Source organism: Pseudoalteromonas luteoviolacea CPMOR-1 (assembly GCF_001625685.1).
In the GTDB taxonomy this organism is placed as follows: domain Bacteria; phylum Pseudomonadota; class Gammaproteobacteria; order Enterobacterales; family Alteromonadaceae; genus Pseudoalteromonas; species Pseudoalteromonas luteoviolacea_K.
The window spans coordinates 226,964-250,828 of sequence record NZ_AUYC01000084.1 but is presented as its reverse complement, the minus strand read 5'-3'; the positions used below and the strand labels follow the sequence as shown (position 1 = coordinate 250,828).

Annotated in this window: 21 protein-coding genes and 1 pseudogene; 8 read left to right on the top strand and 14 right to left on the bottom strand. The window is 43.1% G+C overall.

What is annotated here, in order from left to right; genetic code table 11:
* Positions 1-63: 63 nt before the first annotated feature.
* From argH to argC, 5 genes and pseudogenes are all read right to left on the bottom strand, one after another.
* A pseudogene (gene argH, locus N473_RS24230) lies at positions 64-1,425 on the bottom strand (argininosuccinate lyase); the annotation flags it as partial.
* 23 nt (positions 1,426-1,448) lie between these two features.
* Entirely contained in the window at positions 1,449-2,660 is a 1,212-nt protein-coding gene (locus tag N473_RS24225; RefSeq protein ID WP_063370185.1) for an argininosuccinate synthase, read from the bottom strand.
* Between the two features lie 13 nt (positions 2,661-2,673).
* A complete protein-coding gene (locus N473_RS24220) occupies positions 2,674-3,591 on the bottom strand; it encodes an ornithine carbamoyltransferase (RefSeq protein WP_063370184.1) in 918 nt (305 codons plus the stop codon).
* An 8-nt stretch (positions 3,592-3,599) separates the two neighbouring features.
* Positions 3,600-4,388: an acetylglutamate kinase gene (gene argB / locus N473_RS24215; RefSeq protein ID WP_063370183.1), complete on the bottom strand. Its 789-nt coding sequence runs from the start codon at positions 4,386-4,388 to the stop codon at positions 3,600-3,602.
* Positions 4,385-5,392, bottom strand: a complete 1,008-nt coding sequence (argC, locus tag N473_RS24210) for an N-acetyl-gamma-glutamyl-phosphate reductase (protein WP_063370182.1) — start codon at positions 5,390-5,392, stop codon at positions 4,385-4,387. Before argC ends, argB begins: the two co-directional genes overlap by 4 nt.
* A gap of 167 nt (positions 5,393-5,559) precedes the next feature.
* Between argC and argE the strand changes: the two genes are divergently transcribed.
* Positions 5,560-6,738 (top strand): acetylornithine deacetylase, encoded by a 1,179-nt coding sequence (argE, locus tag N473_RS24205; protein WP_039608271.1) that lies wholly within the window; start codon positions 5,560-5,562, stop codon positions 6,736-6,738.
* Between the two features lie 15 nt (positions 6,739-6,753).
* Here argE and N473_RS24200 read toward each other — a convergent pair whose 3' ends face one another.
* The 3 genes from N473_RS24200 to N473_RS24190 all read right to left on the bottom strand — a co-directional run bounded on the left by N473_RS24200 (position 6,754) and on the right by N473_RS24190 (position 9,600).
* Positions 6,754-7,449, bottom strand: a complete 696-nt coding sequence (locus N473_RS24200; RefSeq protein ID WP_063370181.1) for a DUF3581 family protein — start codon at positions 7,447-7,449, stop codon at positions 6,754-6,756.
* Positions 7,450-7,635: 186 nt separating this feature from the next.
* Positions 7,636-8,274, bottom strand: a complete 639-nt coding sequence (locus tag N473_RS24195) for a cytochrome b/b6 domain-containing protein (RefSeq protein ID WP_063370180.1) — start codon at positions 8,272-8,274, stop codon at positions 7,636-7,638.
* 171 nt (positions 8,275-8,445) lie between these two features.
* Positions 8,446-9,600: an iron-containing alcohol dehydrogenase gene (locus N473_RS24190; RefSeq protein ID WP_063370179.1), complete on the bottom strand. Its 1,155-nt coding sequence runs from the start codon at positions 9,598-9,600 to the stop codon at positions 8,446-8,448.
* Positions 9,601-9,751: 151 nt separating this feature from the next.
* Between N473_RS24190 and N473_RS24185 the strand changes: the two genes are divergently transcribed.
* From N473_RS24185 to N473_RS24175, 3 genes are all read left to right on the top strand, one after another.
* Positions 9,752-10,615, top strand: a complete 864-nt coding sequence (locus N473_RS24185; protein WP_063370242.1) for a LysR family transcriptional regulator — start codon at positions 9,752-9,754, stop codon at positions 10,613-10,615.
* Positions 10,616-10,688: 73 nt separating this feature from the next.
* Positions 10,689-11,171, top strand: coding sequence for a glutathione peroxidase (locus N473_RS24180; RefSeq protein WP_063370178.1), 483 nt, complete (start codon positions 10,689-10,691; stop codon positions 11,169-11,171).
* Entirely contained in the window at positions 11,168-11,611 is a 444-nt protein-coding gene (locus tag N473_RS24175) for a MarR family winged helix-turn-helix transcriptional regulator (protein WP_063370177.1), read from the top strand. The genes N473_RS24180 and N473_RS24175 overlap by 4 nt, the downstream gene beginning before the upstream one ends.
* 22 nt (positions 11,612-11,633) lie before the next feature.
* On the opposite strand, the gene gltX is transcribed toward N473_RS24175, so the two are convergent.
* The 4 genes from gltX to proB form a co-directional block, all read right to left on the bottom strand.
* The gene (gltX, locus tag N473_RS24170) at positions 11,634-13,121 is read right to left on the bottom strand and encodes a glutamate--tRNA ligase (RefSeq protein ID WP_039608265.1); all 1,488 of its coding nucleotides are present in this window, start codon (positions 13,119-13,121) and stop codon (positions 11,634-11,636) included.
* 90 nt (positions 13,122-13,211) lie between these two features.
* Complete coding sequence (locus tag N473_RS24165) at positions 13,212-13,577, bottom strand: glutaredoxin family protein (RefSeq protein ID WP_063370176.1); 366 nt, start codon at positions 13,575-13,577, stop codon at positions 13,212-13,214.
* 136 nt (positions 13,578-13,713) lie between these two features.
* Positions 13,714-14,667, bottom strand: a complete 954-nt coding sequence (locus N473_RS24160; protein ID WP_081221418.1) for a GGDEF domain-containing protein — start codon at positions 14,665-14,667, stop codon at positions 13,714-13,716.
* A 48-nt stretch (positions 14,668-14,715) separates the two neighbouring features.
* Positions 14,716-15,834, bottom strand: a complete 1,119-nt coding sequence (proB, locus tag N473_RS24155) for a glutamate 5-kinase (protein ID WP_063370175.1) — start codon at positions 15,832-15,834, stop codon at positions 14,716-14,718.
* Between the two features lie 205 nt (positions 15,835-16,039).
* Here proB and N473_RS24150 point away from each other — a divergent pair, with 205 nt between their 5' ends.
* Together N473_RS24150 and N473_RS24145 are read left to right on the top strand one after the other, a co-directional pair.
* Positions 16,040-16,249, top strand: a complete 210-nt coding sequence (locus tag N473_RS24150) for a hypothetical protein (RefSeq protein ID WP_063370174.1) — start codon at positions 16,040-16,042, stop codon at positions 16,247-16,249.
* A gap of 123 nt (positions 16,250-16,372) precedes the next feature.
* Positions 16,373-18,016 (top strand): amidohydrolase, encoded by a 1,644-nt coding sequence (locus N473_RS24145; protein ID WP_063370173.1) that lies wholly within the window; start codon positions 16,373-16,375, stop codon positions 18,014-18,016.
* Here the strand turns inward: N473_RS24145 and N473_RS24140 are convergent.
* Complete coding sequence (locus N473_RS24140; RefSeq protein WP_063370172.1) at positions 18,013-18,231, bottom strand: YgjV family protein; 219 nt, start codon at positions 18,229-18,231, stop codon at positions 18,013-18,015. The genes N473_RS24145 and N473_RS24140 overlap by 4 nt on opposite strands.
* Positions 18,232-18,544: 313 nt before the next feature.
* On the opposite strand from N473_RS24140, the gene N473_RS24135 reads away from it, so the two are divergent.
* Together N473_RS24135 and N473_RS24130 are read left to right on the top strand one after the other, a co-directional pair.
* Positions 18,545-19,201 (top strand): Crp/Fnr family transcriptional regulator, encoded by a 657-nt coding sequence (locus N473_RS24135; protein WP_063370171.1) that lies wholly within the window; start codon positions 18,545-18,547, stop codon positions 19,199-19,201.
* Positions 19,202-19,435: 234 nt separating this feature from the next.
* Positions 19,436-21,073, top strand: coding sequence for a hypothetical protein (locus N473_RS24130; protein ID WP_063370170.1), 1,638 nt, complete (start codon positions 19,436-19,438; stop codon positions 21,071-21,073).
* A gap of 645 nt (positions 21,074-21,718) precedes the next feature.
* Here the strand turns inward: N473_RS24130 and N473_RS24125 are convergent.
* A complete protein-coding gene (locus tag N473_RS24125) occupies positions 21,719-23,845 on the bottom strand; it encodes a YjbH domain-containing protein (RefSeq protein WP_063370169.1) in 2,127 nt (708 codons plus the stop codon).
* Between the last annotated feature and the right edge of the window lie 20 nt (positions 23,846-23,865).

Sequence of the window (23,865 nt, the reverse complement as noted above, 5' to 3'; positions counted from 1 at the left end):
TAATGAGTGAAGTTTTGCAATCACTTCACTCGAGCAACTTATGTATATTTAATCTGCGATAGATTGCTTAAATGTATTGATAGCTTCGCGCACTTGCGGCAAAGATGTGCCGCCCAACGCTTGCCTTGCGGCAATACAAGCGGCAATTTCTAACCGCGGATAGACATCACTGTCAATTTTTGGGCATACCAGTTTAAATTCATCCAGGGCAAGCTCTTCTAAATTCTTGCCCTGCTCAATGGCTATTTGCACCAATTGTCCAACAATGTGATGCCCTTCTCTAAAAGGAATACCTTTAGCGACAAGGTAATCTGCAAGTTCAGTTGCATTAGCGTGCCCGCCTTGTGCAGCCTTTAAGGTCGTTTCAGCATTTACTTTCACCCCCTGAATACAAGACTCCGCCATATGAATACATGCGATCCACGTTGGTAGGGCATCAAACAGACCTTCTTTATCTTCTTGCATATCTTTGTTATATGCCAAAGGAAGTGCTTTGAGTGTCATCATCATGGCACTGAATGCGCCAAACACACGCCCCGTTTTTCCGCGAATTAACTCCAGTGCATCTGGGTTTTTCTTTTGCGGCATCAAGGATGAGCCCGACGTCACGTTATCTGCCAATTCAATAAAACCTGACTCACCACTGTTATAAAAGATCATATCTTCAGCAAGACGCGACAAATGCATCATTGAAATAGAGGCGCAGCTCAGTAGCTCTACCACAAAATCTCTATCAGACACGGCATCTAAGCTATTTCGCGTAGCACGATTAAAACCAAGTTGCTCTGCCAAGTGCTCCCTATCCACTGGATACGCAGTGCCTGCCAATGCACCAGATCCAAGCGGGCATTCATTGAGGCGTTCAATTGCACCGTTCAAACGTGAAACATCGCGAGTCAACATCTCAACATACGCCATACACCAATGACTAAAGAGCACAGGCTGCGCGCGCTGTAAATGTGTGTAACCAGGTAAAATGGTCTCAAACTCCCGTTCAGCTAGTTGCACCAACGCACCTTGCAAAGACTTTAGCGCAGCGACAATCTGCTGTGCAGTCTGACGAGACCAAAGCCGAAAGTCCGTAGCAACTTGGTCATTTCTGCTGCGACCGGTATGCAACTTTTTACCTAAGTCGCCCACTTTTTCTATCAGTTTCGCTTCAACATACGAGTGGATATCTTCATAGCCACTGCTTGCTATCGACGCCCTATCTTGAACTGACTCCTCTAGCAGTGAGTCTAGAGCAGCGACAAGCTGTCCACACTCTTCTTTTGTCAAAACTCCGACTTGCTCAAGCGCACCAGCCCATGCGATAGAACCGACGATATCTTGCTCAACTAACTGGTAGTCAAAAGGTAATGAATCATTAAACTGCTTAAATGCTTGATCAGGGCCTGTAGAAAAGCGCCCACCCCATAATGCCATAACTTATAACTCCTTTTGCGCCACTAAGACTGCTTTTGCTTATTCAAAGCTGCAATGCGACTCGACAGCGAAAACAGACGAATAAAGCCCTCAGCATGAGATTGATCATAAACATCATCTTCACCAAATGTGGCAAAATCCTCGCTATATAGGCTGTTCACTGATTGCTTTTGTACAGCGACCACTTGCCCTTTGTACAGCTTCAACACCACTTCACCCGTCGCATTACCAGCCAACGCTTGAGCAGCGGCTAAAATGGAGTCTTTCAGTGGCGTAAACCAACGGCCATCGTAAACTAGATGAGAAAACTCGCTGGCATATGTTTCTTTCCACTTACGGCTTGATTTATCTAATACTAATTCATCAATGGCTTGCAATGCAGCCATGATCACCGTGCCGCCCGGCGTTTCATAACAGCCGCGAGATTTCATACCAACGAGACGATTTTCCACGATATCAACACGGCCAACCCCATGTTTTGCGGCAATTTGGTTTAATGTTACTAGGCATTGATAAGGACTGTATCGCTCACCGTTGACCGCAACAACTGCCCCCTGCTCAACTAGAACTGAAACAAATTCAGGCTTTTCAGGCGCTTGCTCTGGCGCTGTTGTCCAAGTCCAAACCTGATCGCTTGGCTGATTCCAAGGGTCCTCAAGCTCACCACCCTCATGAGAGATGTGCCAAATATTGGCATCTCGGCTGTATATTTTTGTGGCCGATGCAGCACAGGGAATATCTCTTTGGGCAAGGTAATCAAGCAGCGACTCTCGGCTCGATAGTGTCCACTCACGCCATGGTGCGATCACTTTTAAATCAGGCGCTAACGCAGCAAAACAAGATTCAAAACGAACCTGATCATTGCCTTTACCCGTACACCCATGCGATAACGCATCTGCCCCTACTTTACGGGCTACTTCAACCTGAGCTTTGGCAATGATAGGACGCGCCATCGATGTCCCAAGTAAATAGGTGCCTTCATAAATAGCGCCAGTTTGCAAAGTCGGATAAATATAATCACTTACCAATTCTTCTTTTAAGTCAACGACATGGCATTCACTGGCCCCTGAGGCGATGGCTTTTTCTTCTACACCAGCAAGCTCTTCTTCACCTTGACCTACGTCTGCGACGAACGCGACTACTTCGCAACCGTAGTTTTCTTTTAACCATGGTACGATTGCAGACGTATCCAAACCGCCAGAATACGCCAGTACAACCTTCTTTACTTCACTCATTTTATCTACCCTTTTAATATTGCTTGTTTAACAAGGTCACCAGTAGCGCATTCTGGGCATGCATCCGGTTTTCAGCTTGTTGAATAATCTTTGAATTCTCACCATCCATTACAGCAGACGTAATTTCGTACTCTCTGTGTGCAGGCTGGCAATGTAAAACGGTTTGTGCGCCTGTTTGTTTTAACAGTTCACTATTAATTTGATATGGCATAAACGTGTCTTTTGCTTGCTCCAATGACACATCACTGCCCATTGAAACCCACGTATCTGTATACAACACATTTGCGCCTGCTGCAGCTTCAACTCGATCACTGATCAAAATACTGGCTCCATTCACCGCAGCCATCTGCTCCGCTTGCTTAACAATTTGCGCATCTGGTGAATGGCCTTTAGGACACACAGCAACAAAGTCGGTGCCTAAACTGGCGGCTAATAACATCAGAGAATGAGTCACGTTATTTCCCTCACCCAAATAGGCCAATTTCAACCCACTCACATCACCATATACTTCTTGCAATGTCATAAAATCAGCCAAGGCCTGACATGGGTGATAGAGATCACATAAGCTATTCACCACCGGAACAGTGGCATATTCAGCAAGCGTTGACAGCGTGCTATGTTGATTAACACGCGCGACAATGCCATCAGCCCAAGTAGAAATATTTAACGCAAAATCTTTTACTGATTCGCGGCTGCCCATTGCGCCATTTTGTTGATCCAGATAAACAGCATGGCCACCGAGTTTGTTGATCCCTATATCAAATGATAAACGCGTTCGTAAGCTTGGTTTTTCAAATAGAGTGACTATCGACTTTCCAGCCAAAGCTTGTGAGAAATCCTGTGGTTGCGCTTTAATCTGGTGCGCAAGATTAAACAGTTTTAAAAGTCCAGTTTGATCGAGCTCTAAGCCCGTGATGAATGACTGAGTCATGGTATATCCTAAGGTAAAATTTTGGTTCCAACATGGTCGCCTTTTAATAAGGCAATTAAATTTTCTGGCTTTTGCCAACTAGAGATATAAACACCACGTCGTAAATGTTGGGCAGCGTGAAGACTGGTCTTAACTTTGACCTCCATCCCGCCCACAATCACCTTCTGTTGTATCAAGCTTTCAATTTGCTCTGCATCTAACGAGTGCAAAGGCTGTTTTTGTGCATCTAATACCGCTTCTACATCGGTCATAAATACCAACTCAGCGCCAATATTCTGAGCAATCTCCGCAGCAGCCTCATCCGCATTGATGTTATACAGACCGCCGTCTTGACCTATTCCAACGGAACTCACTAGAGGTATGCGCCCAAGCGCCAACAGATTTTCCAAAAGACCGAGCCCCTCTTCGGCAACGCATGTACCGACCTGCCCGAGCGCCTTGAGCTTTTGCTTAGCTAGAAAACCCGCCTCGTACAAACACGTGCCAACAGGCTGAAGTCCCGCAACAATGGCTTGTGACATAAGCTGTTTGTTAGCGCACCCCGCCAAAGCGCCGACTATGTATGGCAATTGCTCTTTGGGGCTTATCCGCAAACCTTGATGTTTAGCAGTGGCAAAGCCCGCATCTTCTAGCCAGCGATCAACTAATGCGCCACCGCCATGAACCAGTACAAACTGCTTGTCTTGCTCTTTGCTTAACGCGTATAAAACCTGAAATAGCGAAAGCGCGGCTTGTTCGGTATTGAGCACCGCACCACCCACTTTGATCACCCAAGTTTGTTTTGCTACTTGATTCATCCTTTTAACCCCAAAGTAGGTGAAAACTCACTAACAATATTCATACATTGAAGGGCCTGACCCGCTGCGCCTTTCAGTAAATTATCAATTGCGACGACCACAATTAACTGCTGCTCTTGTTGTTGCCAGCCTATATCTACAAACGGGGTATTTGCCGCTCCTTTAATCGATGGCATGTTTTCGCCTTTGAGACGAATAAGGGGTTCATCCGCAAGGCATTGATAAGCCGCTTCAACCTCATGAGATGTCACGCCTTCTTTTAACTGCACGTAGATAGTTTCCAAGATCCCACGTGCAAAATTGCCTAAATGTGGTGTAAATAGAACTGGGTGATCCAGATACTGAGTGATTTCGGGGCCATGACGATGGTTAAATAAACCATAAGGAGATAAAGACACTTCACAAAACTGCGTAGCCAAAGAGGCTTTTCTGCCCGCCCCTGTAACACCGGAAACCGCATTGATAATAATAGGTAATTCAGTGAGTAACCCTGCGTTTTTAAGTGGTTTTAATGCATTTAACGCTGCGGTTGGATAACACCCAGCAACAGCAACCAACTGCGCATCTTTAATCGCAGTAGAGTACCACTCAGCCAAGCCATATTGAGCTTCGTCTAGCAATGCTTGATGTGGATGTTCAAATCCATAAAATGCTTGGTATTGAGAGGCATCAGCTAGGCGAAAGCCCCCTGACAAGTCAAAAACTTTTAACCCTAATTCGAGAAATTTAGGGGCCAGAGATACACTTACTTTATGGTCAGTGCAAAGGCAAACGTAATCCGACTGCGCAGCAATTTGAGCGAATGCTTGCTCTGTGAGGGGTGATAACTCGATATCCAGTAAACCGCTATGTTCCGGATACAAAGAACTCAACAACTTACCCTTGTCCAAGCTTTGTTCAGAAACGTAACAACTAATCAAATTAAATTCAGGATGATTTGCTAGTAATTTGGCTAATTCTGCACCACTATATCCACTGGCGCCGATAATAGAAACATTTAACATCGATAACTCTTTCTTAGTTAGTTGATTGGGGAGTCACACTTGCTATAGATGTCATGTTCTTCGCATCGCCACCCCTAAAATAATTATTCTTTAAAAATGAATTGATATTCATACTAAACACATATAGATTTTTATGCAACATCTTTGAATAAATATTTTGGAGTATTATGTCTGTGCCTGATTTTCTCGACATGTATAAAACCCTCATTGCCAAGCCGTCAATCAGCGCCATTGACGAGACGTTAGATCAGAGTAATAAGGACGTTATCGACGCGCTCGCCAACTGGTGTCGCGATCTCGGCTTTGACGTTGAGATCACCGAACTCACACATGCGCCCGGGAAATATAATTTACTGGCCCGCAGAGAGCCGCTTGATAGCAGTGAAAATCATGGCGGGTTAATGCTTGCAGGTCATACAGATACAGTGCCTTTTGACGATGCCAGATGGACTTCAGATCCCTTTGAGTTAACTGAGAAGGACAATAAGCTGTTTGGGCTTGGCAGTATTGATATGAAAGGTTTTTTTGCATTTGTGATCGACGCCATATCACAGCTAGATCACAAGTACCAAAGTGAACCATTGATGATCCTCGCCACGGCAGATGAGGAGACCACAATGGCAGGTGCGCAACAAGTTGCCCAGCACACTTCCCTCAAACCGAAATACTGTGTGATCGGAGAACCCACTGACATGGTGCCTGTATTTACACACAAAGGGCATATGAGCAGTGCTATTCGTGTTACAGGACGTTCGGGGCATAGTTCAGATCCCGATAGAGGGTTAAATGCCATCGAAGTCATGCAGCAAGCGATCACAAGATTGTTACATTTAAAAGAAGAATTAAAGAATAAATATTCAATTGAGCATTTCGCTGTACCGCACCCAACTTTGAACCTAGGCCATATTCACGGTGGCGACAATGCCAATCGCATTTGCGGATGCTGCGAACTGCATATTGATATTCGACCGCTACCTGGACTGAGTATCATTGAACTGGAGCAGATGCTACTCAATGCACTCAAGCCTATTAATGAACAATTTCCTGGTAGTGTCGATGTCATCGCGCTTCACGACCCTATCCCCGCTTTTAGTGGACGCACAGATTCAGGGCTCGTGAAGCTTGCAGAAAAGCTCTCAAAGCAAAAGGCCATTGCAGTAAATTACTGTACCGAAGCGCCCTTTTTACAACAGTTGGGCTGTGAAACCATTGTCATGGGCCCAGGTTCAATTAATCAAGCCCACCAGCCCGACGAACACTTAGATATGAATAAAATCACACCAAGCCAAAAAGTGATTTTGGATTTAATCAAAAAATGTTGCTTTAACAAAGAAAAAGCCAGCTAATTGCTGGCTCTTTACTTACTTTAATGTGACTTTTCGCTCATTGTAATAGGCAATCAAATCATCGATTGCCTGCTGGCAGTATTCTTTAATACCAGATACCAGCATGTGCTTTTCACCAAAGCCAACTTTTTCACCATTACTTAATAGTTCAAAGCGAAGAATAATCTTGCCACGTTTACCTTCATAGCTGAACTCTGGCGTTGCAGCTTCCAGTGTGATCTCTTCAATGTCCAATGTATCCAAATGAATTGACATAGACTCATAGATAACCATAGGGCGGGCTGGGTTTATCATCACTTCTTGCTGACCCATTAACGGAATGATCACATGTGGGAAAGCTTTACCAGAAAAGGCGACATAGTTCTTAATTAAACTTTCTACGAGTTGAGTGCACTGCTTGCTTTGGCCTGAACGCTTCACTGACAACATGGTTTTGCCATTTGAAATGATGTCAAACTCATCACTGCCTTCAGGAAACTCTAACACTGATGTTTCATCCACCATACCAGCAAAGGTAAAGTGCATGTTTTCACTCACACCATACTTATCAAGGACCAATGAAAACAGTAAGTCACCAGGAACACAAAACTTCTTTGCATCAATATCGTGCAAAGGGTTAAAGTCATCGGCGACTTGCTTTGCAAATTGACTGCCTTGTTCACGGTTGATCACGAGTTTATTGGTTTCTTGTTGGTAATAAGGTGTAAGCATAGTTAACTTCTTTCTTGCATGAAAATCGCGCTATATTAGCAGAAAATAAGCATAGAGAGGTCATATCTCTATGCTATATGTTGTAACTTTTGATGTCGCCAGCACTTTTTATGTATGCTACAAAACACGTTATGAGGACAGGCTAACCAAGAGATTGTCATAGCAAGACGAACGATAATACTAAAACTACAATAGCGCGCTCAGTGGCTCAGCTCCCCATAAGATCAAAATACCACTCGCAACCAGCATAAAAATAACGTACGCCCATAAACCGTTTTTTATGGTCGGAGCGTTATCTGATGACCTCATTTTACCAGTCAGTAATGTGCTCAGTAAATGAATGCCCTTAATACGATAAAGCCCAATGGCTAGGATATGCACACCGATACCGACGAGCAAAATATCAATATTAGTCTTATGAATACTGCCCGCGAGCTCGACCCAATCATAACTGACATAGCGCACTAGCGGTCCATCCATCAAAATGTCATCCGTGGTCATTAACCCGGATATCAGCTGAACAAAAATGACCACAAAGAAAAACAGCACCATCATGCTGCCTGCTGGATTGTGCCCAATATGAGCGCGTTTATGCTTGAGTGCTTCAACGACCGATTTTGGACGGTGAAATAATGCCGTCAGTTTTGCTGTGTCACTCCCAAACACACCCCACGCCACTCGCGTGACCATCAAAGCCAATAGCACGTACCCAGTCACAAAGTGCAGATCCAGCCAGCCTTCGTCTCCTGATACATATAAAACAGCAATGCCTATGACGAGCAGCCAGTGAAACCCGCGAATAAATCCGTCCCACACTTTAATCATAATTGCCCCTATTATTTTTGTGTGATTGTAAAGAGTACCTGAGGGGATAAACAAAAACGATGGTTTTGCGTTATAAAACGCAGAAATTTTGCGGCAGGACAAAAGGTAAGGGAATAAAGATTACTATTGTGAATAAAGGCGCCGATTTGACGCCCAACTCAGCCTAATCGCTTACAAGCTCGCCATAATGATCTGGCGGCTTTTATCCAGTGTAACAGCCTGTTGTTCACCCAGTGCTGTCATACCATGGCGCTCCAATTGAGCCGTGAGCTTATCTACCGCCTCTTCGCCAACGCCATAATCACTTAAACGTGTCTTCATATCAACGCGGTGGAAGAACTGCTCTGTTAATTCAATTGCCGATGCGATTGCTTGCGCTTCATCAGATGTATCGAGTCCTAAAACACGCTCTGCGTATTGTAATAATTTCACTCGCTTATGTTCTTTTTGCTCTGACATCATTCTTGGTAAAATAATGGCAAGCGTCTGTGCATGATCCAAACCATACACCGCGGTGATCTCATGACCAATCATGTGCGTTGCCCAATCCTGTGGCACGCCCGCACCAATTAATCCATTGAGCGCCATAGTTGCCGACCACATTACATTGGCGCGTACTTTATAATCCACGTCATCTGACAGCAGCTTTGGTCCCTCTTCCATCAACGTCATCAATAAACCTTCAGCGAAGCGATCTTGTACTTTAGCATCAACTGGATAAGTCAGATATTGCTCCATCGTATGAACAAATGCATCAACAACCCCATTGGTCAACTGTCTCGTAGGGAGCGTTTCCATTACTTTTGGATCCAGTACTGCAAACTTTGGCTGAACAAGGATTGAAGCAAACGGCAGTTTGTCATGCGTTTCGCTGTTTGACACTACGCTAAAACTGTTTGACTCTGAGCCTGTTGCAGGTAGGGTTAATACCACACCAATTGGCAATGCTGATTTGACTTCTGCGCCTTTACTCAAGATGTCCCACGGCTCACCTTCAAAATTGGCAGCCGCAGCGATGAATTTACTGCCATCAATCACTGAACCACCACCTACAGCAAGAATATAGTTAAACTCTTCAGCCTTAATTTTTTCCACCGCTTGCATACAAGTCTGGTAAGTTGGGTTAGGCTCTATACCAGCAAACTCGCCCCAGTTAAACTCGCTTAAAGCGGCACTGACTTGCTCATAAATACCATTTTTATGAATACTGCCCCCGCCATAAACCACCAATACTTTTGCTTCACTCGGGATAGCCTTGGTTATTTCAGCGATCTGTCCTTCACCAAAAAAGATCTCAGTAGGATTGTAAAAATTAAAGTTAAGCATAACTGCTCCTGCAATGACGGTATATTATTTAATTCAGAGACAGTGTAATGGTATGCTTATCGAAGATCATTATTCAAAAGACAATTCACTTTTGCGCATATGCAATAATGAAGTATTATTCACTTCCATATTTGCACAGGTGATACAAGATATGTGGCAAGGGTTAGATATTTTTTTAGCGGTTGTAGAGCATGGTAGTTTTAGTAAAGCAGCCAATGCTTTGGATGTTTCAACCTCCCATGTGAGCCGTCAGATACAGCAGTTAGAGTCTAGACTGGGCACAGTCCTATTGCAGCGTACGACTCGCAGTATAAAGCTGACTGAAGAAGGTCTTGCCTATTCAGCCAAACTTAAAGACATACAACACGCATTATTAGATGCCAACAATGAACTACAAGGTGTCCAGCATACTCCTAAAGGGCCTATTAGAATCACCGGTGCAGGCGACTTCGTTGCAAACCGGGTTGCCCCTGTGATTGTTAAGTTTTGCCAACTTTATCCAGAGGTCGACGTGCATCTAGACTTTAATGCACGCAATGTCGATTTAGTCGACGATGGCTTTGATTTGGCAATTCGTTTTGGCCGCCTGCAAGACTCTAGACTCATTGCCCGTAAACTCAGTACACGCTATATGAAATTACTGGCAAGCCCTGACTATTTGGCAAAAGCGCCGGCTTTAAGATCTCCACAAGATTTGCCCCAGCACAATTGTCTTATAGCAATTTCCAATCGTTGGCGATTCCTTGGCGATGAAGGCATCGATGAGATCAAAGTCTCAGGCAATTGGCGGAGTAATAACCCACAAGCGATCCTCCATGCTTGTCGTGCAGGTCTTGGGATCGCTCATCTAGCTGAAGATATTGCCGAGCAAAGTCTTGCAAGTGGTGAGCTCGTTTCATTACTTGACGATTATCAGGTCAATGACAATGCCAGTTGGCTGGTTTACCCCCGAAAAGACTTAATGCCACTGCGTGTTCGGCTCCTGATCGACTTTTTACTTGCACACATTAAGTGATCTTTTCTATTGCGATCAGCGTAAGTCTAATCTAACATTTAAATCGTGCACGATTAAATCACCGGAGATATAAATGCTTTACGAATTTACAGCCAATACCCTACAAGGCCAAACCTATGACTTTTCGACTTTAAAAGGAAAAGTTGTGCTTGTCGTGAATACGGCGAGTCAATGTGGTTTGACACCGCAATACGAAGGGCTTCAACAACTTCATAAAGAACTGCACGCTGAAGGGCTTGAGATCATCGGTTTCCCGTGTAATCAATTTGGCAAACAGGAACCAGGCAGTGCCTCAGAGATCCAACAAGGCTGCTTAATCAATTATGGTGTCGACTTTACCATGATGGAAAAAATTGAAGTCAATGGCGCTCAGGCACATCCTCTTTATCAATATCTCAAATCAGCACTGCCTGGGATATTAACCAACAACATCAAGTGGAACTTTACCAAGTTTTTAATTGGCAAAGATGGGCAACCGCTTAAGCGCTATGCGCCGACCACGAAGCCTGAAAAAATCAAAGCAGATATCATCAATGCGCTTGGGCACACTTCATGAGCGACAAGCACCCTGAATTGAACTTAGACAATCAGCTTTGCTTTAGTTTATATGCCGCTTCAAGACACATTACACGCCTATATCAGCCCATGCTGAAACAGCATAACTTAACCTATCCACAGTACATTGTACTGCTGATCTTATGGCAGAAAAATGGCATGTTAGTCAAAGACATTGGGGAACGTGCACAGCTCAAGAGTAATACGCTAACCCCTTTGCTAAAGAGACTAGAGCAAAATGGATTAGTAACACGTCAAAGGGACAGTGAAGATGAAAGGCAATGTTATGTGTATCTGACTGAGCAAGGTACAAGCTTAGAGAGTTTATGTGCTTGCATCCCCTCTCAAATGCTAAAACAAACTGAGATGCCGGTAGCAAAACTCATCGAGCTAAAACAGCTGCTTGACCAGCTGATGGTCACAGAAGTGCATGGTAAGTAAGACACTTACCATGCGCCACAGGTTAGCCGATTGTTGGATACTCTCGGTATGCCTTTTCTAGCTTTTTAGCCTGTTTCTTTGACACGCCGATGTGGTTAAGCGCCACACGTAGACGTGCACGAGAAAGATCTGAGCCCAGTACTTCCATCGCATCCACAACAGATGTTGACGAAGTCTTACCAGTGATCGCAACAAAAATCGGCTCCAAGAATTCTTTGATCTTTAATTCATGGAACGTCGCAACACTTTTCGCAATCGCAAAGATCTCAGACTTATTCCAGCTGCGTAGCTTTTCCAATTCCCAAATAAAAAACTGAAGTGCTTGGGTGATCACGGCATCATCTGCTTTACCAGCAGTTAATAGTGCAGGATCATAACTTGGTATACCACCAACAAAGTGACCAGCAAGGTCAACCAGATCTGATAACGTATTAATACGTGCTTTTGCTTCAGGCAATACTCGCGCCAGCGTCTGCGCATTGAATTTCCAATCAACAAAGCGTTGAATTAACTCTTCATCTGATAAGTTTTCGCGGATCCATAAACCGTTTAACCAGCTTAACTTATCAACATCGAATACCGGTCCACCCAGTGATACACGTTTCATATCAAAATGTTCGATCATCTCAGCTAAGGTGAACTTTTCACGCTCATCTGGCATTGACCAGCCCATGCGGCCTAAGTAATTAAGCACAGCTTCAGGTAAAAAGCCCATTTCTTTATAATAATTGATAGAAGTCGGGTTCTTACGCTTTGACAGTTTTGATTTATCTGGGTTACGTAGCAGAGGCAAGTGACCTAGTACAGGTGCCTCCCAGCCAAGATCTTCATACAGCTTTAACAGCTTAGGCGCAGAGTTGATCCACTCTTCACCACGGAAAATGTGGCTGATCTGCATGTGATGATCATCCACAACGTTCGCCATGAAGTAAGTTGGAAAACCATCTGCTTTCAACAAAACTTGCATGTCTACGTTTTCCCAAGGGATCTCAATCTCACCACGAAGGTAATCGTTAAACTTAAACGTACCTTCCTCAGGAATTGTCATGCGGATAACGTAAGGTTTACCTGCGTCTAAATTTGCTTGAATTTCTTCTTTGCTTAAACGTAAACCACGACCATCATATTTAGGACGAAGACCTTCAGCCATTTGCTCTTCACGCATTTGATCAAGCTCTTCCGCGGTTGCAAAACAGTAGAACGCTTTCCCTTCTTCAACTAGCTGATGAGCAAACTTTTGATATAACTCTGTACGCTCTGACTGACGGTATGGACCAAACTCACCGCCTACATCCGGACCGTGGTCCCAGTTAAGACCTAACCAACGCAAGCTATCCATGATAGCCTGCTCTGATTCTGGCGTGCTTCTAACCTGATCGGTATCTTCGATACGCAATACAAATTCACCACCTTGTTGCTTAGCAAAGCAGTAGTTAAATAGCGCTATATAAGCAGTACCTAAATGCGGATCACCTGTCGGAGAGGGCGCAACACGTGTACGGATTGTCATGATATGTCTCTTAAATTCGTTACTAAAAATAATAAATGGAATGCTAGCACAGCCTTAGCATAGGGAAAATAGCTAACATATTGACTGTGCTTAGACTGAACTTTCTAACCCTTGAAGGTAGTTCACAATATCACTTGACTCATAAAGCCAAGTTACTTGGCCTTGTTCTTCAATTCTCAGGCAAGGTACTTTTACTTTTCCGCCCTGTTCGAGCAACTCTTGACGATAAGCCGCATTGCTTTTTGCGTCACGTGTTTCTAGCTTTAAGCCTTCACGTTTTGCTGCGCGTCTCACTTTGACACAAAAAGGGCAAGCCTTAAACTGATATAGCTTCAGGTTTTGCGTGATAGTATCGAGTTGTTGCTGTGATTGCGCCGAACGCTTTTTACTTCTTGGCGTAAAAACAAAGTCAAAAAATAAGATAAGGCGACCAAGCAACCAACGGATCAGTTTCATGAATATTCTCCCAGTCAAAATCGGGGCTAGAATACCACAAAGCTGCACAACTTACGCGCAAAAGTTCCTATAAAAGTATGCTTCATAATCGGTAGTTGCTTATCATGATTACTGCGAGTACGTTCACCATAGAAAACTAAAATAGCTCAATATCTGTTTCTGCTTTGGCTTGTCCGGCAATGCCAAGTTCATCAAAATCAATAACTTGGTTACGACCATGTTTCTTTGCATAATACAAGGCAAGGTCTGCCTCATGTACCAATTCAGAAACCTGTGCTATTTCTTCTAAAATTGTATAACCGATACTAATGGTTAAGTGCTGTACTTGGGGGAAGTTAAATCGCGCAATAACTTGCCTGACGCGATTAAGTAATGATTTTGCTTCTTCTCTGTCATGCGCTTGAAACAGCACTGCAAATTCTTCTCCACCGTACCGAAAAACGAAATCTTCCGCGCGGAAGTTATCTTTCAATTGCTGAGCAACCAACAACAGTACTTCATCACCAATCACATGACCAAAGTTATCGTTAACCACCTTAAAGTGATCAATGTCAAACAAGGCCAAGTACCATTTTCTCACTCCTTGTTGCTCTCTTTCAATCACAAACCCTTCACCGGTCGTAATTTCAATCACCTTGTCGTCGAAGGTCTGTCGATTGAGTAACTGCGTTAAAGGATCTATGCGACTCAAAGCCAGTGTATTGAGTTGGTGATAAAACACACTTATCAAATGTGCTATTAAAAAGCTACGCGCTGTAGGTAACTTCTCACCAATCCATAATAGCCCCATTAGCGCCTTATTACTTCTCAATACAATGCATACATGATTTTCCCCCCGTAGAATGTTTTGATTTTTTAAGGTCTCCGCTCTGGCTATGAGATATTCAAGATCTGGTGGGGTGTCTGCAGATGATAAGGCTAATAACTTCAAGCGCTCCTTTTCAGATAAACTTGGCGCGAGATACATCGCCATGGGTATCGCTGGGAGTAACTCTGTGAGGATTTGCTGGATACGACTATACAAACTATTTTCACTGCGCATTTGCAATAAGCTGATTGCAAATTCATGTCCGCATGGTGATATGTCCACACTTAAGTCTCCCAATACCCTCACATTGTATAGCTTAGACCCTCTTAGTTAGGTTGCAACGTTCTCTAGTAGTACAAGATCATCTCTGTGAATAACTACATTGGCACCCTGATAACCTAATGCTTCACTTATCTCTCTACTATGCAGCCCCTTAATTTTTTGCAACTCTTGACTATCAAATGCCACTAACCCTTTGGCAATGACCCTACCTTGACTGCTCTTAAGCTCTATTAGATCACCGCGTTGAAATTGACCGCTTAAGTCTGTAATGCCCTTCGCTAATAAGCTCGCCCCTTGCGAGCAAACGGCACTAATTGCCCCTTCATCACAAAACAGCGCGCCACTGCATCTCGGTCCTGAAAGTAGCCACTTTTTACGTCCATCAAGTGGTGCATCAAAGCGAATGAACTTGGTACTCTTAGCCAAACCTGAATGAATGTTTACAATGACACTCGGTTCACTGCCTTTGGCAATGACTGTTTCAATGCCTGCCCGCTGAGCAATTTGAGCAGCTTGTAATTTCGTTGCCATTCCCCCTGTGCCCAGTGACGAGCCAGCGCCACCGGCGATCGCAATGATCTGCTCATCGATTTCGTCAACCGTTTCAATTAAACGTGCATCGGGGTTTTGTCGTGGGTCTGCAGTGAACAAACCTGACTGATCAGTCAATAATAGAAGCCTATCTGCATTTGCTAAAATTGCGACCATTGCAGATAGATTATCGTTATCTCCCACCTTAATTTCACTTGTTGCCACCGCATCATTCTCATTAATAATAGGGACCACATCGTGACGCAGCAGCTGAGTGAGCGTATCTCTCGCATTCAAATAGCGCGCTCTGTCCTCGACATCTGCACGCGTCAACAATAATTGCGCAACGGATACATCGAAAATTGAGAACAAGCTTTGCCATAAATGAATGAGCTGACCCTGTCCAATAGCAGCTAACATTTGCTTTTCCGCAATCGAATTTCCAACATCTTGATCCAGTGCCGCTCGACCAGCTGCCACGGCGCCACTTGAAACGAGAATGACCTGCCACCCTGCGGCTCTCAATTCAACACACTGACTTGCAATTTCAATCAGCCTTGGTTTATTGAGTAACGTGCCTCCAGCCGTCAGTACACTAGTGCCTAGTTTAATAACAATGACTTTTTTGTTAGCCATCAAACATACATCCAAAGATCTTTTACAGACTTTTTTTATACCACGCGCAATGAAAATTGAATACTAAACAAACAGATCAATAGAATTTATTTCAAGGACGTTACCATCGTATTCATGTTGATTACGTCAACTCCCCCGTGATGAACTATGATCAATGTCAAACTCAACAGAGGCATGCGATGTATACTGGGGTTTGGAGGTGACAATGAAAAAGTCTAATTACAAAAAGGAATTAATAATGCTTCCCTTGTTGTTGATCAGCATTGCGCTATGCATTGGGGGACATTTTATTCTGCAACCGAGCTATCAAAATAATCACTGGGCAGAGTACAGTCTTGCTGCACTGCCTTTTTTAATGTTTGCCATTGTTATTATTGCCATCAAAATCGCCATTAAAGTCGATAAAGAAGATTAACTTTATTTTTTGCATCATTGTAGCTACGCAGAACTTAAGCCTGTAAATTAAGGCTAAAATTTGATATCAAATTAAAAATAATTAATTTATAAATATCATAAATATAAAAATAAAGGCATCTCTGTGAAAAAACACTTGCTACTTTGCTTATGTCTCTTTAGTCACTGGGCCCATGCTCAGTTTACAGTAGTCCACAATGTGAATGGATACACCCCAACCCGCGCAGGGGGGATTGAACAGTTTTCTACTCTCGTCATTAAGGATGGCAAAGTAGTCAAAATCGGCGACAATGAAACCATCAAGCAATACCCTCAGTCTACCACAGTCGATGGTAAAGGATTAACCATGTTGCCAGGCTTAATCGATGCCCATGGACATGTCATTGGCCTCGGTGAAAATTTGTCCCGCCTTGACCTTCGCCACGCAAAATCAGTAGCAGAGGTAGGTGAATCGCTAAAAAGCTATGCCAAAGAAAATCCGTCTGGTTGGCTTATCGGGAGAGGCTGGGACCAGACTAAGTGGTCTCCCAATCAATTCCCAACAGCACATGACCTAGACAAGTATGTGTCTGATAGACCAGTTGTTTTAACCCGAGTTGATGGACATGCTATCTGGGTGAACTCGAAAGCAATGAAATTAGCACAGGTGACTAAACAGACAATATCACCAGACGGCGGAGAAATCCTGCGTTTAGCCAATAAACAACCCAGCGGTATATTTATTGATAAAGCCGAGCAACTGATATTACGTAAAGTACCCAAACGCTCACCTACACAATTAAATGGCGCACTGGATAAAGCTGCTAAGCATTTACTCGGTTTAGGAATTACATCTGTGCATGATGCGGGCATTGATGCCGACACATGGCATTTATATAAGCATAGAGCACAGCAACAATCCATGCCTTTAAGAATTTATGCCATGTTAAGCGCCTCAGATCCAAACTTAGAGAAAATGCTCAAAGCCGGTATCGTCAAAGAACAAACAGATTACTTAACCATCCGCAGCGTTAAAATTTATGCCGATGGCGCGCTCGGCAGTCGAGGAGCGGCACTCTTAACAGACTACAAAGATAGACCAGGTCATAAAGGGTTGATGCTTGAGCAACAGGCGATGCTCGAGTCTTTGATTCGCATGAGTGTAAAACATGGATTCAGCGCACACACACACGCCATTGGTGACCGCGCGAATCGAATCGTATTGGACAGTTACCAGAACGTTTTTAAAGATACAGGTGGACAGCTACTGAGAAACCGAATTGAACATGCACAAATTGTCGATATGCAGGATATTCCTCGCTTCAAACAGTTAAAGATTATTCCGTCAATGCAACCTGTCCATGCTACGTCAGATATGCGCATGGCAGAGAAACGATTGAGAAATTCACAATTAACAGGCGCTTATGCATGGCAAACATTTTTAAAACACAATATCAAAGTGGCTGCCGGCTCTGACTTTCCTGTTGAACTCGCAAACCCCTTTGATGGTTTATATGCAGCTGTCACTAGAATGGATAAAGCGCAACAACCAAAAGATGGCTGGAGAAGCTCAGAGCGCCTGACAAAACAACAAGCGCTGAAAGCGTTCACCCTAGACGCCGCTTATGCAGCCTTTCAAGAATTTAAATTAGGTAGTCTAGAGCACGGAAAGTGGGCCGATTTTATTTTAATCGACCGTGACTATTTTACGGTCGAAAATGCTCAGCTACATGATATAAAAGTAGAGCAAACGTGGATCGCTGGCAAACTTAAATACAAACGAGACTAATTGTCAGATTTGGCTAACTTAAATAAATGATAGATGTTGACCAGTGCGAGTAAACCATTGGTCAATACCACAGGCCAAGCACTGATCATTGCGCCGTAAACTGTAAAGCAAATACAGCCTGCTAGATTGAACCAGCGCAATTTAGTGACATTGGTCATCATAAGAGAAACAACCAAAAAGACGGAAGCTAGATAGCCTAAATATTCCCAAGTCATTTGTTCTCTCCTCGTAGTTAGGTTAGCATTGGCGGCTAAAACGATATTCAAGTCATTTTTAGGGATAATAACAGACTACATTTGAGCCTATAATGCGCAGATGTAGGGCGATTTTCTACACACTTGCTCCATTAATCACAAGAGATATGAATAGTTTAGTTCACACTCAACTCATGGAGTAATTAATTCACTTAGTTAAGGATAAGCGAGAATAAAGTCTTAAAAGAAACAACGTGTATAGCTTTGAATAACTCAGTTCATGCTATCTTTATACTAATTTAATAAATAGGACAATTGTCCGAGAGCTAACCAGATGTTCCAATATCACTTTTCAACCACCTTGGTCGAGCAATTACTCAGTTTTGCAGGAAATAGTTTTCAGCATAGAAAAAAAGAAATACTGATCCATCAGGATGAACCGCTCAGCAAATTGATCTTGGTCAGAAGTGGTACTGTGTCATTTAGCTATGATGTGGGTAATGGTAGGCGACTATTACTCGGGCAATTGGACTGTAACAATACCTTAATCGGTGAAATAGAAGCACTCAATAATCAACCCTGTATCTATACGGTCACCTGTTTAAATGACGTGCAGTACAACTTAATTGAACTTAAGCACTGGCGTCAATTGCTATTAGAGCAGCCAGATTTAAGTTTATACACTGCACAAACTATTGCAGCAAAATTTACCGAGAACCAAAAGATAAACCTAGACAAATTGTTACTTCCGTTGAGCTACAATATTGCCAAGGACTGTTTATTACGCGCCGAGGATAAACATTCTACATTGCTCCGAGCTTATTCAACAGTCAGTGCGGAAGCTGAACGATTTGCAACAACTGAACGCGCCTATAGACGCGTGGTGAGCGAACTAGTTCAAAAGGGCTTAATAGAGAGAACAAATTCAGGTTTAAAGCCTGTTGATCTGGCAGCGTTACACGAATTCGTAGATGGGTTTTCACAGCTGTAATTTCTGAATATTATTATTTTATTAACATTGGTCAGATCAGATCCCAATTTTAGATCAGTGTGTTATTATTAAACGTGAATTTTTGGATAAAGTTAGGTCAGTTCACTTGACGAACATTTAATGTACGCTTATTCTCTAATTCACTAATTTGCATGCAGGGCAAGGCTTTCTTACATCTGCACCAATTGGTTATAACTCTCAGTTTACTTGTATTTAAAGGAAAAGGTAAAAATCATGGGAAATAAAAATTTGAAGCTAACTAAACTTGCCCTTGCATTGGGTCTAACAGTTGGTTTAACAGGTTGTTTCAGCGATAACGACAACGACGTTGTAGTCACTCCGCCAGATCCAGGCGAAGAAACCACTAAAGTTCCTACTCCAGATACTCCAGCAGCACTTTCTTCATACGTTTCTGTAACTGTAACTGACAGTGCAACAGGTAATGTAGTTGACAACGCGACTATCACGTTCTTTGAAAGCGGTGCAGCTTCAACAAACGTAACTGATTTAGACGGTGCAGATATTTCATCACAAACGTCTACTGATGGCGCATTTGCGTTCAAGACAAAAGATGGAGCTTCTTCTATCACTTTAGCTGTTTCAGCAGCTGATTACCTTGAAGGCTCAGCAATTGTTGACCTAAGCGGCGACGCTAATGCAATTAATGTTGCAGTAAACCTTGTAAGCAAAGCAAACCTAGCGGTTGCATCGCAAGCAGACTTAGCGACTACAGACGGTAAACTAGCTGAACCTCTATCTGTTGAAGCAAACTCAACAAATGGTGGCGCGAAGCTGGATATCCCAACAACTGTTACTCTACAAGATGCTGACGGCAACGCTATTTCAGGCGCTGTATCAGTAGAAGTAGCAACAGCTGATTTGAGTGCTGAAGCAGGTAAAGCAAGCGCTGCAAGCATTATTCCAGCGGGTCTAAACGCAGGCAACACAACAAATGTACTAGTACCTGCAGGTATCATTACAGTAAATATCTCTGCTGGTGATACAGCGGTTAAATCGCTTTCTGAAGCTGTTACTTTAACTACTAACTTCCCAGAAACGTATACAAAAGCTGATGGTTCAAACCTAGCTCAAAACGATGCATTTGACGTCTACTCTTATGATGAAACAAAAGCGACTTGGAGCAAACTAGATTCACAAGCAGTAGTTGCTGCTAAGTCTGGTACAGTATTCCCAGCAAGCTTTGAAACTACTCACTTCTCAAGCTTCGTTCCTGTTGAAACAGTAACAGGCTGTTCTGAAGAAGTATCTTTCGCATTCACTGGTGATGCAGTTCCAGCTTCAGGTCTAAACTTGAAGATCGTTTCTAGCGCTCTAGATAAGACTAAGATTGTTAACTCTTCATCTGGTGTACTATATGCTCAAGGTACAGCTGGCTCAGCAGGCATTACTTCATCAGCAACAGTTAATGTTGAAGTATCAGATGCAAACGGCAACGTTTGGGGCTCTGCGTCAAATGTTCAACTTTGTAATAGCAGTGCAACAGCAGCTGATATCGCAATCGCGTTAGATGCACCTGTTACATACGTTGATCAAGACTTCAGCCTAACATACTCATGTAGCAACACAGACCAGCCTGACACGCAATTAGCGTTCACTGGTGCATTGGTTCGTTATAACCAGGCAGGTAAAGCACCTCTAATCGCTGCTGAGACAAACGGTACTTACGCACTAACAGGTCTTGTTTCTGGTGCGACTTACGAAGTATCAGTAATTCCAGTCGGTGTAGATGTTGGTGATGCGTCGCTAACTGTTCCTACATTCACGGCTGCAGCAGGTGAAGCTGTATCGTTCAACGTTGGACGTAGCAATTGTCAATTTGATGAAGTTACTGGCGTTACCGGCGGTAACTAATTAATAAAAGTAAACTGAAATTAAAGCCGCGATAAATCGCGGCTTTTTTATTTCTAAATTGACACGTAAACCCCTCTGAGTGCTCTTTTATCTAATGAGTGACGTTACTATGATGTTTGAGCCTTTTTGGTTAATGGCTACCGATATATGAATATCCATATGAGTATATTGACCTTTAGTCCAGCGCCTTACCAATTCTTCACACTATGTCACAGCCTAGCTAGGCAGCTCTGCTGATCCTTTTCGTTACTTACATTGGCTGCTATCATTGACTACCACCAAGTTAAGAAAACACTATCTATAGTCAACCGGATTACTCATAATCACCGTGATATGTTGACAACTTCACCACATAAAAAATACGTAAAAAGAGCAGCTAATTTGATTTCATTTAGGTGTCTTCATAAGCGGCATATTACCCAAAGGAACACATAGCTAGAAGTAAGCCTTGTTCATTGACGACAACAGGATATATAGGCTTGTTTGGGACGTGAGATGGAACAATAGAATAGTAGGGTTAGCGTTTTAAGATTTTCATACCGACATGCTTAAAACGCCAAATTGGGGTTGTAGAGACCAAATGAACAAATCACATCAAGCTCATTGCTTTTTCAATCTCTACCAACAATTTTGTAAAGTCACTCGTTACTTATAAGTGTTATAAGCTTCTCGCATCCGATCAATATTTTCAAACACATAATCTACAGATAAGCGACCTTGGTTGAAGTACAGACGATCTAAATTGATATTCGATTTTGGTACATACCCTTTTTGATAAACAAGTGCATTCGAAGACTCACCGATGCGCGTGCTCACTCCGTGTCTCCAAGCATGGTCGCCTTTCACCTGACCAAACTTAGAAACATTCATGCTCTTTCGTTTGGATAACGGAATACTAAATGAGATACCAGCTACTTGCACATCGGTATCTAGAGCATAAATAGATAAATAGCTATCGCCATACCAAAACTTAGTCTCTACTTTTACACCCTTGTCTCTGCGCCAAAATTCGCCAACGGTCACATTAAAACTGATATCCTGCTCAACCCAATTATATTGGTAATCAAACGTTTGAATGTCTCTGTCGGTACTGTAGTCATCATACTCAAAATATCCATAATAATGCGTTAGTTTATGACGGCCCTCAGGACTGATCCACGCAGTCTCATTGGTGATCCCAGTGTAGTCGTGAAACTCTTTGAACTTACCAATCTGAGTTAAGTTATAAAATCCATATGGTAGTTCAAATGTTTGATATGCAACCGCCCTCTCCAAGCCATCTTGCTTACTAAAGTTCTTGAATACACCGCCACTTTTGTAATCATCCGTTTCATGTACTACCGATTGTGCGGAAATGTGGACTCCAGCCCCTTTCCAAAGAGGAACATCGATATCAGCTTTTAAAGCTAGAGAGTAATCGTAAACACCCAGCTCAGACGCATACGTAGAGCTCAGTGCAGGAGAAAGCGTTACTCTGGGCCTAAATGCATGTGTATTGCTATCTTCAAGTCCAACCCAAGCAACGCCGCCCACAGAGTGCATACGTCCCAGTTTCACATTTAACTTAGGTGAGCCTTGGCCATTGAGAAATGCAATGTAAGTTTGAGCATCACCAGATATCGCCATGGTGGGTATGCCCTTTTCCCTCAACTGAATCGTAAATTTTGCATTGTGCGCAGCGGACAACTCGGCGATTCGACCTGCAACTAGGCCAAAAGCGTCAATGTCATTTTGATTAAACACTGGGTTTTCAAATGATACGATAATGTGAGGATATGAATTAAAGCCAACTCGTACACTCTCAAAACCATCCGCTATGAGTGCGTGTCTTAGCTTTCTTACCAATTGATTGAGCTCAACTTTACTAGATTGAGACGCATTGTTTTCTACTAGACTAGAAGCCACTGTCGTCGTTTCGCTTGTGCCTTTCTTAAAACTCGCGACTTCTGCACCCCGTTCTGGTCGTTTTGAACGACTCATATTTTGTGTGGGCTCTGGAGCTGGTTCGACTGTATGATGAGAGCGCGATAAGCCTGACAGCGGCTTTGAAAAATTAACGCCCCAATATACATCATCTTCTGAATAATCAGTACTGCTATACACACGGCCCGTAAAGCTCAATGTTCCTAAATCATACAACCATTCTTTTGGTACAGTTACCCTTACTGCAGCATTAACTGCATCTGCATCAAACTCAGATTGCAATGATAACCAAGATAATGCTTGCCATTCAACGCCAGCAAACACGCCATCCATTTGCGATGTTATTCTGTCGCTACTAGCGACACCGGTAGAAAATCTAAAACTTCCCCACTGCTTTGAGGCCGCTAGATAATGTGTACCATAAGTATTCGCAGCCCCACCTACATCACGTGAACCAATAGCAAGGTTAAACCAGTCTTTGGGAATAAAAGGTATTTGGTATTTAACATTAAACGATAAATCCCTCAGCTGAGGACGTTCACTTGCAGGGATAATAAACATATGATCATGCATCGTATTTGAGGCAATCATACCGTTGACTTCAAGGTTATCCCATACCCCAGCAGAGAAGATAAAATTATGGCCTTGCTCATAACTCTCACCAAAGTAGTCTAACTGCGAGTTATAAGAAAAGTCTATCATACCTCGATCGAGGACTTCAGCATTAGGGGTATTGATTAAGCCTGTATACCCGGCAAAAGAGATCGATTTTTCAATATGATTATTCGCCAACACATTTGGCGAAAATAAGATACCACTACTCAAAAATACAATAGGAAGTTTATACATGCATGAAGTCCACTGTCGAA